Annotated in this window: 8 protein-coding genes; all 8 read right to left on the bottom strand. The window is 56.3% G+C overall.

Features of this window, described 5'->3' with window-relative positions:
* Positions 1 to 13 precede the first annotated feature (13 nt).
* The gene (locus E0L16_RS11255) at positions 14 to 1,144 is read right to left on the bottom strand and encodes a T6SS immunity protein Tli4 family protein (RefSeq protein WP_131636946.1); all 1,131 of its coding nucleotides are present in this window, start codon (positions 1,142 to 1,144) and stop codon (positions 14 to 16) included.
* On the bottom strand, positions 1,137 to 2,759 hold the full coding sequence (locus E0L16_RS11260; protein ID WP_131636947.1) for a lipase family alpha/beta hydrolase: 1,623 nt from the start codon (positions 2,757 to 2,759) through the stop codon (positions 1,137 to 1,139). The genes E0L16_RS11255 and E0L16_RS11260 overlap by 8 nt, the downstream gene beginning before the upstream one ends.
* A 3-nt stretch (positions 2,760 to 2,762) precedes the next feature.
* A complete protein-coding gene (locus tag E0L16_RS11265) occupies positions 2,763 to 5,264 on the bottom strand; it encodes a type VI secretion system Vgr family protein (protein ID WP_131636948.1) in 2,502 nt (833 codons plus the stop codon).
* Positions 5,261 to 7,906 (bottom strand): type VI secretion system ATPase TssH, encoded by a 2,646-nt coding sequence (gene tssH, locus E0L16_RS11270; protein WP_131636949.1) that lies wholly within the window; start codon positions 7,904 to 7,906, stop codon positions 5,261 to 5,263. The genes E0L16_RS11265 and tssH overlap by 4 nt, the downstream gene beginning before the upstream one ends.
* A gap of 172 nt (positions 7,907 to 8,078) precedes the next feature.
* Positions 8,079 to 8,570 carry a type VI secretion system effector Hcp gene (hcp, locus tag E0L16_RS11275; protein WP_009653685.1) on the bottom strand — a complete coding sequence of 164 codons (492 nt, stop codon included), beginning with the start codon at positions 8,568 to 8,570 and terminating at the stop codon, positions 8,079 to 8,081.
* Positions 8,571 to 8,575: 5 nt separating this feature from the next.
* The gene (locus tag E0L16_RS11280; protein WP_131636950.1) at positions 8,576 to 10,282 is read right to left on the bottom strand and encodes an OmpA family protein; all 1,707 of its coding nucleotides are present in this window, start codon (positions 10,280 to 10,282) and stop codon (positions 8,576 to 8,578) included.
* On the bottom strand, positions 10,279 to 10,971 hold the full coding sequence (tssL, locus tag E0L16_RS11285; protein ID WP_131636951.1) for a type VI secretion system protein TssL, short form: 693 nt from the start codon (positions 10,969 to 10,971) through the stop codon (positions 10,279 to 10,281). Before tssL ends, E0L16_RS11280 begins: the two co-directional genes overlap by 4 nt.
* A complete protein-coding gene (gene tssK / locus E0L16_RS11290; RefSeq protein WP_131636952.1) occupies positions 10,968 to 12,308 on the bottom strand; it encodes a type VI secretion system baseplate subunit TssK in 1,341 nt (446 codons plus the stop codon). The genes tssL and tssK overlap by 4 nt, the downstream gene beginning before the upstream one ends.
* Positions 12,309 to 12,321 lie beyond the last annotated feature (13 nt).

Consider the following 12,321-nt stretch of genomic DNA (forward strand, 5'->3'; position numbering starts at 1 on the left):
TGAAAATTTATACTCAAAACGCGCCGGGACGCACGCGTACGCTACGGCTGATCGTGTCCCAGAAGGCGATAATTTCCTCCTTGCTGTAGGAGGTTGGCGGCATGCGTTGATTATCAAGGGTTAGTATAAAACCCGGAGTCTTATAACTGGCCGTCATTTCATTAATATACATTTCAAAATTATATCGTGGTTCATCGTTATCTTCCTGCAAGCCCGTTGCCAGAAACTCCTGGACCTGTAGTCCGTTAACACTAAAGGCCCCTTTTCGTTCTATGCCGCCCCGTGAACGGGAAATATTGCTTGTTATTTCTTCCATTCTGTCCAGCACCGTATTTTCTTCACGCGTAAAGTTATCAGTGGAAAGCGCAACGCGTATATTGTCGAAAGTACTACTGATAAGCCCTATGTTAATATCCTCCTGATCCCTTGCCGTCGGGTCGGTGGAAATAAACGCATGGGTGATACAGGAACCTGGTTTCGTCGGAATGACGTCATTATCCCTGCCGCTAATTCTCGCCATCAGCGACTGCATCTGGCTGACGTCACTTGCGACATAATTTTGAATTGGATCGCCATTTCGTTGTCTTTCATAACGTGAAGCTGAATCATTGACCGTTTGCTTCTGAAATTTGATAACCACACCATTGGTATAAATATATCCTTCCAGGATGCGCATTGCGTCCGCAGCACCTCCGTTTTCATTCCGTTCAAAAATAACACCATCCATACCGGTGGGTAACGGCCAGACTTTTTTTAAAAACGGCATATCCTGGGCGTCTATGGTTTTACTGTTTTGTAGCGCCTTCTCACGTAATGTGATTAACTGCACAAAACCGGGGTGATACATTTTCTTTGTCGCCAGGTAGGTTTTATATATATCCTCAGGCCTTGAAATCACCGCCGCCCAGATATTGTTATCCAGCGGTGCAGCGTCATTATAAGCCGTAAAGGAGGATGGCAGGTCGAGCATATAGCGCCCGACGCAGTAAGGTTTCATTTCAGCGTTTATCTTCTTCATGGCTACCTGCTGTGATGACGTCAGTGTCTGCGGTGATGGATTGTAAGGGCGAAAATACTGATACAACCCATATCCCGCTACGATGAAGGCGACCAGGAACATTGCTTTTTGTTTTATCTTATTCATGGTAAGCAAGCCCTGTATTTTTCACCTGCTGTGCAATTCTTATAATTGAGCGAAGAGTAAACCAGCGCGCATCCATGGTGTTGGCAGGTTTGTACGCCCCCTCGTGGTCAACACCCACACCTAGCTGAGCCTTTAACTTCGGAGAATTAATCACTGCCGCTCTGACCGGTACAGTGCCGTCACCGTCGTCCACAGGAGGTAATAATTCATATTTACGGCTAACATACACCTGGTCCGGTGTTTTCAGCGTTGCATAGCGAATGGTCTGGTTAAATTTGTCCGCCGGGTAGAATATTTCCCCCTTTTCGCTGACCAGAGAGCGGTAGGCTTCCGGGGTATGTTTTCCACTTGCGTCCTTCCAGTACAGTTCTGCATAAGAGGGGTAATTCTTCCCATCATTGCCATAAAAGGCATAGGTATGTTCATGGTAATGCCCATTAAGTTTCTCTATAAACGCACTAACATGATTGTTAATAATATTTTTGAAACGTTTCCAATCTTGTTCCAGCAATATCTTATCCCCGTTATTCTTTTCAGGATTAATAAAGCGTTCCTCACATAATCCCCACCACACCGATCGCTGGGTGTAGATTTCCTTATACGGATTTGTCTGAGGTAAAGGCTGCTTAAGGCCTTCAACATGAAACCAACCCATACCGTATCCCTTACCAGGCAGTAGCTGCAAAGGCCCCGGCGCTTGCGCCAGCACGGCAGTCATTTCAGCGCCATTACCACCAATTACTAAACCGGTTATTCCTGCTTCACCCGCTTTCATGCGCTTATAGGCCATCGGGGCCCCCCGATCCGGCATCACCCCGTGTACAATACCCAGGATTTTTTTCTGTCCGAAATCTCCGTCCAACAATTCCGAATAGTAACGGGCAACCAGCCCTCCCATTGAGTGGGTCACCAGGATCACCTTTTCGCATTTGCGTCCGCTAGCTTTGTAATCGCCAATAATCTTTTCAATACGATCGGCTAGTGCTTGTGCAGAATCCATATTTGACTGTAGCCAGTTATAGCCCACTGCATGAACCGGAAAAAGGTACTGATAGCTTAGAGCCACTTCCTCAGTGGTCAGGGGACTTTCACCCGTTTCGGCTCCTAATGCTTTATCCAGCAGTCTCTCACGCAAGGTCAGGCAACCATTTTTGCTGGTCTTATTTGTTAACATTGTTTGGTTATCGTTCAGCGCTTCCTGGAGCCAGGGGAGGAAAGAGCCATAGCTCATCGCCCCCACTTCTCCCCAGCCTCTCTCTTTGCGCGAAGAAAATAACAGCCGCTCTTCCGGGCTTTCAGTCTCGATTGTCCCGCTGGGATCGACAACGGTTTTGGTAGGATCCAGTAATTTTTTTCTTTTCGCGGGCCCCCTTCCAATCCAGGGTAACATGCTTGCATTACCGTTGACGGTCCAGACGGGTTTACCATCATCTGGGTTCATCAAATTACTCCCCATCACCCCCGGTAAAAACACAACCGGGATGACTCTGTCCGGCATTTTATAAAGTTTGAGCCATTGCTCCTTGTCTTTCGGCGTGGCAATGGCCTTGTAGAGGGGATGACCAAACTTGTCGTATCCCAGCAGAACACAATTGCTTTCAGTGGCTTCAATCATCGGTTAGTCCTCATCCTTCAGGTTTATCTGCACTGATGCAGGATCCACCAAGTTTTGCTTCTCCCCACGACCGTCCGCAGAAGTCTTTAACTCCTGCATGGTACCATCACTGTGCGTCAGGCTGATTTTCTGACCCGCTACGGGTGTCTCAGAATAGGGCCACAGCACTTCAGGTCCCATTTCAAATGCGCTGCTTTCCCACTTCTGGACCGCCTGACTAAAGCTCTGCCCACCAAACTTCTGCCACACTGCCCCGCGCTCGATGATTTTGTCCGGCGCCGCACACTCCACCGTTCCGTCCGCTATCCGGATATATCCCCCGCCGCTCGTCAGCACTATCTCCTGTTTCGCGCTGATGATGAGTTTTCCCTCACTGCTGCTGATGCGGATATCCTTCAGCGCATCCAGCGTCATCTCATCTCCCTGCGCCTGGATCTCCACCTTTCCTTTGCCGGCAAACATTTTGATGCCCAGCTTTTGCGCATACAGACTTACCCGCTCCCCGGCCGCCACGGTGAATCTTTTCAGTGCGCTGAAATCTGTGTGCCCGCCGCTGGTGCTGATGATGTTGTCTCCCGCCGACTGCTGCAGGCTTTTCCCTGTCACCTGCGCTATTCCTTCCGGCGCCGAGACCAGCAACGCCGCATTCTTTAAATCCGTCAGCGCGTCTGACAGCAGCGCCTTCTGCGTCTGCACATCTGCCAGCTCAGCCCTCGCCGCTTCTGCCGCGCTGCGTAACGCTTCAGCCAGTGACCGCGCCTGCTCCAGCTGGCTCATCGCTGCCTGCATCTCCAGCACCTGGCCCTGCGCCTTCGCCTGCGCGTCCGCGCTGATAAATATCCCCTTCTGCGCCCGTATCGCACCCCAGCTGTCCGTCCTGAGCTCAAACCCCTCGCCGCGTTGCTGCTTCTCGCTGTCGACCAGGTGCCCGAGGTTCAGCTGGCTCTTGCCGCCGTACTCAGTGCTGACCTTGATGTGCTCTTTCCCGCGCTCGTCGTCGAGACGGATTTTGTTGTTCGCCGGCGTGCGCAGGACGTTACGTTTGTAGTTTTGAATGGTGACATGGTCGCCATGCGCCGAGTCATGCAGCACGCCGGCAATGTACGGCCGGTCCGGATTGCCGTCCTCAAAGCCAATCGCCACTTCGGTGCCCGCCAGCAGCGGCAGGTGCAGGCCGTACGTGTCGCCGGCGTACGGGCGGGACTGGCGGACCCACAGGCTCTCGAATCCGTTTTCCCAGCTGTCCCGGTCAAACAGCATGTTGACGCGGTAGCGACCGTCCTTATCGATATGCCCATAGGTGTCATTTTCGGTGGTGCTGGTGACGCGGGCCGGTAAGGTGCCGGCCATTACCGGGCGGCTGCCGGGTTCCGGGCGAAAGCAAAAGTCCGCGCTGTCCGGGATGCCGTCAAACCTGACGCAAAAGTCCGCATCACGCCGGGCATGGCTGTGCATCGCCGTGACAACCACGCCCTGCGCAAACACCTCAGCCACTTCGTACCCGCCGCTCACTTTCAGTACCTGACCCGGAGAGAGCGCCGGGTAGCTGGTGATGGCCCGGGTCTGCGTCTGGCCATTCAGGTAGCGCTCATGCCGGATGCGGGCGTAAAACGCCCCGGACTCCGCTGTCGGGTTACGGTCATACGCGCTTCCCGCCGTCAGGTAGTTATCACCGTAGTGATAGGCCTCACCGTACGTGGTGGCATCCCCGCCGGTCGCGTCGACCCGGGTGTTCATGTCCTCCGTGGCCTGACGGTAGTTGTAGTCGCGGGTGCTGACCGCCGTCTGCACCACGTTATGGTGGCTCTCCATCTCCCACACCGAGTCCACACCCTGCGAGTGCTGCCCTGACGGCGGCACCGACGGCAGCGTCAGGCCTTTCTCATACCCCTGCTGGCTGTCGTAAAACTCCACCACGTCAATGTTCAGCCGCGTGTCGGTGGTGAAGCGGAACCATATACCGGCCTCACCCAGCAGGCGGGTGATAAAGTGCAGGTCGTCCTCAGCGTACTGCATCACCTGCTCACGGCGCGGGTACTCTTTAGTGAGCGAGAACAGGAAATCCTGGCCGCGCATGCCGTGGCGCTCGCGCAGGATTTTTTCCACGATTTGCGGAACCGACATGTCCTGGTAAATCGCGTTCTGGTGCGAGCGGTCGAGCAGCGCCAGACGCGGCTCAAGCGTCAGGGCGTAGCGGGTTTCATCTTTTGAGGTACCCAGGCGTTCAAAACCCGTGACCACCCCCTTAATCACCCGCACCGGCTGCTGTATTTTGATGCCATAACCCTGGTCAACCGGAGCCTGAAGCGTCAGGGAAGCCCCTTTCATCAGCATCATCTCTTTGCTGATGGCATGGTACGCGCTGGTGAATTCAGTACGGTAGCGGAAAGGTTTGCTCAGGGCTTCATCGCCCTCAAATGCCAGCACATCAAGCCCTGCATCGCAGCCCTTCACCGAAAGCAGGTGATGGCTGTGGCTGAATCGTAAGGGAAGATTACTGCTCATGCATGCTCACCTTCTGTCCGGTCAAACTCGAGCACTATGCCCTCTTCCTCATCCCAGCCAAGCGTAAGATGCTGCAGCTTCTGCCCCGCCGCCATCTGGCTCAGCAGCTGCTGGCTCAGTACCGGCAGAATCTGCTGGTTCAGCAGGCTGTCGATATTGCGCGCCCCGGTATCCGGCAGCAGGCAGGCGGCGGTCAGCGCGTCGTACAGGGATTCATTGATGGTGGTCGTCATACCGTAGTGACGCGCCAGGCACTGGCTCACCTGGCTCAGCTTCATGCCAACAATCGTTCGCATTGCAGCCTGAGCCAGCGGACGGTAAATCACCGTCTGGAAGCGCGCCAGCAGCGCGGGCTGGAAGTGTTCGCGCAGTACCGGGCGCAGCAGCTCATGCAGGTCCGGCTCTGTCGCTTCCGGCTGTTCATCCAGCATCTGCATGATAAGGTCGCTGCCGAGATTCGAGGTCATCAGTATCACCGTGTTACGGAAGTCAATTTCACGCCCCTCGCCGTCGCGCATGAATCCCCGGTCAAAGACCTGGTAGAACAGGTTCATCACGTCCCGGTGCGCCTTTTCCACTTCATCCAGCAGCACCACGCTGTAGGGGCGCTTGCGGACGGCTTCGGTCAGAATGCCGCCCTGACCGTAACCAACGTAGCCCGGAGGGGAGCCCTTAAGCTGAGAGACGGTGTGCGGCTCCTGGTATTCCGAGAGGTTGATGGTGATAAGGGATTTCTCGCCGCCGAACAACTCGTCCGCCAGTGCCAGTGCCGTTTCCGTCTTGCCGGTACCGCTCGGTCCCACAAGCAGGAACACGCCCTGCGGGCCATTCTCTGGTGCAAGGCCGGTTTTACTTGCTCTCAGGCGCTGCGCAATAGCGTTCAGCGCCGCGTCCTGGCCAACCACCCGCCCGCCGAGGTTTTGCTCCAGGCTCAGCAGTTCTGTCTGCTCATCCTTCATTAATGACGAGAGCGGTACACCGGTCCAGTCGGCGATAACAGTTGCGACGGTACGGGCGTCCACGTCCAGCCCCAGCAGCGGCGTATTTTTCTGTACGGCAGTAAGCTGCATCTGTAGGTCTGCAATCTCCCCCTGACGGGAGATATCAGTGCGGCAGGCGAGCAGTTCTTCCGTCAGCTTCAGCTCCTGACCGTACTGGTTTTCCCGTTCGTCGAGCTGCAAAATGATGCGGACTTCTTCCTGTTCGATGGCGGCCAGACGTTCGCCGTGGGCGGTATTGCCCACCGCGATATCCTCCAGCAGCGCCTGTTTCTCCATGGCAAGTGCCGTAAGCTGCGCCTTCATCCTGGTCAGCGGCTCCGGCACTGTATCCAGGCTCATGCGGATACGGGCAGAGGCGGTATCCAGCAGATCAACCGCCTTGTCCGGGAGCTGGCGGCCGGTCAGATAACGCCTGGACAACGTGACGGCGGCTTTTACCGCTTCATCGGTAATATGCACGCCGTGGTGCTCTGCGTAGCGTGACTTGAGTCCGCGCAGCATCAGGCAGGCGGTGTCGTCGTCCGGTTCGTCGACTTTAACCATCTGGAAACGACGCTCCAGCGCAGCGTCACGCTCGAAATACTGTTTGTACTCGCTCCAGGTGGTGGCGGCGAGGGTTCTGAGTTCACCGCGGGCGAGAGCCGGTTTCAGCAGGTTTGCCGCATCGGCGCCGCCCGCCTGGTTGCCCGCGCCGATAATGGTGTGCGCCTCGTCAATAAACAGCAGTACCGGTGATGGCGACTGTTGCACCGCTTCGATGATGTTTTTCAGGCGCTGCTCGAACTCCCCCTTCACGCCCGCTCCTGCCTGTAGCAGACCGAGATCGAGGGTGCGCACCGAGACCGGCTTCAGCGCGTCCGGCACATTGCCCTCCGCAATTCGCAGTGCCAGTCCTTCCACGAGCGCGGTCTTACCGACCCCCGGCTCGCCGACCAGAATCGGATTATTTTTACGGCGTCGGGAAAGAATATCCACCATCTGGCGGATTTCATTGTCACGACCAAAGACCGGGTCGATCTTCCCTTCACGGGCGCGGGCGGTAACGTCGAGGGTGAACTTGTCCAGCGCGCTCTGCAACGCCGGGGTCAGCTCTCCTTTTATATCGGCATTTACCGGACGGCCGACAAACTCCACCTCACCGCCCTGCGTAAGCTCCGCTTCCTGCTGCACCTCCGGGCGCTCATCCGACTGCGCATCCAGAAGCCCCCGCAGGCGTTCAAGCTGGCTTTGTGCCAGCGTCAGCAGCGGCCACAGGCCGTCGCAGCGCACCAGTTTTGGTTTTTCCACCAGGGCCATCAGGAAGTGAATGCTGCGGATATGCTCTTCCCCCGCCAGCGAAGCGTGCAGCCAGGCCCCCTGCATCAGAGTCTGAACGCTGTCCGACAGCTGCGGGCGGCTGCGCACCGAACGTGGCAGACGGTTCAGAAAACCCAGCAGATCCTGCCATATCGCATCCATATCCCATTCATAGCGTCGCGCCAGCACGGTCAGGTCGCCTTCGCCCTGTTCCAGCAGCTTCAGCAGCCAGTGTTCGGGCAAAATTTCCGCATGGGCGCGGGTCTGGCAGAGGGACGCGGCGCCTTCCATCGCGCGGGCACAGTATGGGTTAAGACGGCGTAACAGGATGGCTGGATTTTCCATGAGACTCTCTCTTTATCAGTTCCGGACACGCTACCGCCCGTCGCTGTTCCCTGTTATTCAGGAACCCAAAGCGCATCAGGTCAGGCAGGCAGATTGTGTAGTTTTTTGCTGAACGCCCGTCAGTACAGACGCTCAGCAAAAAAAGCAGACGGCTGACCGTCTGCTCGGGCATTTACGCAGTGGCGCGTTCGTTCCAGGAATCGGAATGAATGATGTTGCCGTCTTTGTAGGTCCAGGTGATTTTTTCGTAGCGCAGCTCAATCTGCTCAAGGTGGTTATGCTTCTCGAAAGCAGGATCCTTGATGTCATGCATCTTAGGATTCACTTTCACCAGCTTCACGTTCTCAAGCTTCGTGTTGAAGTACTCCACTTCCTGACCCGCGTCGTTGATTCTGTACCATTTGAATTCCGCAGATTTCAGGGTCTGGCCCGTGGTCACCGCCTTGTACAGGTACGGGCTGGAGGAGTCGATTTCCTTGGTGAACAGGAATGGCGTGTGGATACGCGTGCCGGTCAGCTTGCCGGTGTTGTTATCGGTCGGGATGTACAGGTTGTGCTCCTGGGCCACCACTTCGATACTACCTTCACGATCCTGAACGTCCACAGACCCTTTAATGTCCGCGCCGCCGTCGTCCTTCAGCCACAGATAGACTGGAATTGCCATGTTAATTACTCCGTTACATTATTATCAGCGTCATCATCCTGCGATGACGCATGGGTAGTGCCCGGTGCCTGGCAGGCATTCGCCTGCGGCACCAGACTGATTTCGACACGGCGGTTGAGCGCACGCCCTTCCGGGGTGTCGTTGGTGGCGACAGGACGGCTTTCACCATAGCCCTGCACCGCAAAACAGCTTTCCGGCACATCGCCGGTGTCACGCATCCAGTCGCGCACCGCTTCAGCACGCTTCAGGGACAGCGTTTGGTTCAGTTGTGGATTACCGGTGTTATCGGTATGCCCGGACACGACAATCAGCCAGCCCGGCTTCGCTTTGATGCCAACCAGTGAATTTACCAGCATTCGGATGGAGCCCGTTTTGAGCTCAAATTTGCCGGAATCGAACAGCGACATGCTGTCGAGCCGCACAATTTTCGGTATCGGTTTGAGCTTCGGTTCAGGCGGCGGAGGTGGGGGCACATACGAGCGGATCGCATCCAGCACGGGCATGCGCAGACGCCCGCCTTGATAAAGTCCCAGGCTCAGCCGGGCCGGTACGCCGTTACGTGCATGGTCGTCCAGTAAAGCCGCATCCTCGCGCAGTACCGCAACGGCGTCGGCTTTCGGACCGTAGTCGTCCATAGAAATGCGGTCGTAACGGATAATATCGAAACTCACGTGATGCATTAGCTGGCGATTATTCAAGCCACTGCTGAGCAGCGCAGCGATAGTCGCCAGCGTGAAAATCCCGAGCGCGCAGCGCCAGGTACGCTCACGCGGTGTCAGACCCCGCCCTTCCGACAGTAATGGCAGGATAAAATCCGGGTACAGGGAGATAACCGTACTGTTCGTTCCCACCGGCTGCCAGCCAGACACCTGCTGCATCGCTGTGTGATGGGAAAGCCACGTTGTCCAGGCCGATGTGGCCAGGCTTCCGGCGAGGATCGGCCCCATTCCCCAAAGCATCGCAACAGGTGCAATCACAGGAATATCGGGGTTTTCATCTATAAATACAGCCTCTACGTGCTGCTGGAACCAGTTCATCAGACTGTTCATCAGCACCTGCTGCTGCACCGCAGGCGTTCCGCCGGTAGTAACCCATGCAGCAATAGAAGCTGGGGCTGAAGATTCACGCCAAACCCTCACGCCTTCTCCCGGTAAAGCAGCCTGCCAGAGTATGTCATTCGTCATCGCGCTGCCGACCTGACCATTCAGCACCAGCGGTATAGAATGACCGGTTTCTTTACGCAACCGGCTGATTTCCCAGCGCAGGGTCAGCAGCCGACTGGTCAGGGCTTCGCTGTCGGGGTGCTGCTGGGGGCAGACGCTGACCATCAACGACAGCTGACGACCCCAGTCAGGACGTAACCACAGTATCTGACGGGCAGCCTGCACCAGATCCTGATAATCTTCCACGCGGATCCAGCATCCCTGCGTGACAGTGAGTACCGGTGACGGTTGCGGCCAGGCTAGCGGCAGATCACCACAAACCAGCACCACGGGCTGACGGTAAGTGGCGTCAGGCAGATCCTCCAGACGCAGGGTGGAATCATGCTGTTCACGGCGACTGGCGACAGTCCAGAACACCAGTATAAGCCCCACTACCGCCAGCAGAATGAGCACAGAAACCAGCCAGGATACCGGCAGAAAACCCAGGCAGACCACAGAACTCAGCAGGACGGCCCACAACGCAAGCCAGCGCTGTTGTGCAGGACTCATTTCACGGCCTCCGGCAACAGGGTCAGCAGCATCTGATCCAGCCAGCGATCCAGCCCCCACCAGAGTGCAACGACCACCATCACGCTCAGACCAATACGTACGGGCCATGACGCCAGCCAGCCGCCCATAATTCCCCGCCCGGTATGGCTCTCCGCAAGTACGGGGTGGGACTGTGGATAGCTGAACGGCGTGACATATTCGCTGAGGACGCTGACAAGTTTCTGGCGCTCCGGGTCATTCGGTGAACGGTAACTGCCGAGAAAACCCAGCATCATGACCCGCTGGAAACAGGTCACGACAGCGTGGTCTGGCGCCGGTTCACGCAGCACATCACGCATCCGGTCGCACAGCGTGTCACCAGCATCCATAGTGCCGAGGAAGTACCCTTGCAGGGGAATGTCATACCACTGTATACAGGCGTCATCCTCCACACCGCGACCTTTGACCGCCTCATCGAGTAGCGCGCATTGTGCCGTGAGAATATGCTGGCAGCTGGCTTCATCGAGCTCTCTCGCTTTCAGTTCACGTTGCACACGTTCCACATCAGCAATACAACGCTCCCAAAGGATTCGCCCTTCCCCTTCCTGGAATGTCGGGCCGTGACGCAGGCTTATCACCTGTAGCCAGGTGTCCTGGAGTAGAGCATCAATATCAATGAACGCGGCATTAGCGCGTTTACGATCACTCATGTTCTCAGTACCGCAAAGAGTTCAAGTTCAGGCTCGGCAAGCATTCCAGGAACGTAAAACATACAGGTTCCGCTCTGGAACATTTCTATGGCCAGGGGATGAGAGACATCAAGGCTGAAATACTGATTTTCCAGACGCAGTGGGATGGCTGCCGGCACATGACGCAGCGGCGTCAGAGGAACACCTACCCGCGATGAGTTGACGATACTCCTGACATGATCGGGGCTGCCGACCTTGCACTGCCGCGGGAATTGCTCCTGCAATTGTGCCACCGGCAACGGTGAACGCACGGAGAGGTAATAATCAGCTTCTTCGCGCAAACGCGGATCGTGCAGACGAGCCTGCCAGAAGTGAAGCCGGGCATCATGCTCTAGTTCAATAGCTACCACACGCGATGGCAGGCTAGCTTCGAGCAGGTCACCTAATAAATCAAAGAGCGGCGGGAAGACGTTATTTAGTTGCTCATGTTGCCATACTGGGATCGCGCTGACCTGATGCTCCAGCGAGAAGGTCAGTAGGCTTCCTGCAAGCCGAGCCAACTCTGGATACAGACGCTCAGGCGGGCTTTGTGGATTGCGCTGAAACTGCCCCAGCACAGGCTCAGCACTGTTAAGGGCATTAAGCAACCAGAACAGGGAGACATCGGCTACGGCAAAATCCGCCATACGCTCATTACTTTCCCGGCGCATGTCCATCAGACGGCCCAGACGAGCGCGCAGTTGCGTCAACAGTTGCTCCAGCTGAGTCACCAACCAGCGGCTGCCCAGCAGCGCCAAAAGTGGTGGAAGGTACGTCTCATCAAGTGCCCAGTTTCCCTGTGAATCCCGCTGTAGGTGAGCGACCGGACAGGTCAGGTAATCGCTGTTGTTTTGATGAGCGAAACGCAACGTCAGTTCTGGCCGCATTACCGCAATCTGGCGAGTGTCATCTCCAAAAAGGTTGCGGACATCCTGCCAGCGCTGACGATAGCGAACAGGACGCCCTGCGACCTCATCGGGCTTAAGGCAGTTGCCACCATTCGCGCGTAGCAGCGGAAGGGCCAATACCACTACCACATCCTGTGATTCACTCTCCAACGCCAGCACCGGGGGAAGGTCGTCAGCATTATCCGTATCGATTAATGTCCCGTCAGGAAACCGGATGTGCAGATGACGGGCCTGCAAACGACCCAGCTTGAGAATATCCGATTCGAAAGTGGCATTAATTACCCCCCAGGGATGGGTGAGACCCAGCCGGGCGATACATTCCGCAGACCAGGCCGCATAGGCGGCCTGTTGCTGGAAGTGCTGGGGAGAGACCATCTGGCCCCTGCCCCATAACGGTTGTTCCGTTTTCATGCTTCCTGCCTTA

This window comes from Enterobacter quasihormaechei (genome assembly GCF_004331385.1).
Classification (GTDB): domain Bacteria; phylum Pseudomonadota; class Gammaproteobacteria; order Enterobacterales; family Enterobacteriaceae; genus Enterobacter; species Enterobacter quasihormaechei.